Source organism: Mesotoga sp. HF07.pep.5.2.highcov (genome assembly GCF_003666285.1).
GTDB classification, from domain to species: Bacteria; Thermotogota; Thermotogae; order Petrotogales; family Kosmotogaceae; genus Mesotoga; species Mesotoga prima.
The window spans coordinates 1-572 of record NZ_JFHJ01000619.1 but is presented as its reverse complement, the minus strand read 5'-3'; the positions used below and the strand labels follow the sequence as shown (position 1 = coordinate 572).

1 protein-coding gene is annotated in these 572 nt (G+C 49.7%); it reads right to left on the bottom strand.

Features of this window, described 5'->3' with window-relative positions; genetic code table 11:
- On the bottom strand, window positions 1–572 hold a 572-nt coding region (locus BG32_RS13330; protein ID WP_310793897.1), incomplete at both ends, for an NADP-dependent malic enzyme.

Genomic DNA, 572 nt, shown 5'->3' with positions numbered 1-572 from the left:
GAGCAACCTGATTCGATCGATGCTTTCGCTACGGCTAGGGCGACCCTTCTCGCAATGCCAGGCTCAAAGGGTTTCGGTAGAATATAGTCGGAGGAAAGCTTTTCTTCAGGTACTGCTGAAGAGAGAGCTTTGGTCGCAGCTAGCTTCATGGCTTCGTTTATTTCACTAGATCTGGTATCTAGGGCGCCTCTGAAGATTCCGGGGAAGGCAAGTACATTGTTTATCTGGTTTGGGAAGTCAGATCTGCCAGTGGCGACAATCGCTGCACCTGCGCCTTTTGCGAGGTCTGGCATGATTTCCGGTACAGGATTTGCCAGTGCAAACACGATCGGATCGGGAGCCATTTGTCTTACCATTTCCGGTGTAAGAAGGCCTGCTACGGAGGTTCCAATGAAGAGATCGGCGCCCTTGACTGCATCTTCAAGATCTCCGCTGAGGTTTTCGGGGTTGATTTCTCGAACGATCTCTGAGTGAAACTCATTCAGAAGAGTATGAGAGTCTTTTCTATTGAGAATCCCGTTCTTATCGACAGCAACAATGTTCCTCGCGCCAGCGGCCAAAAGCATTTTGAT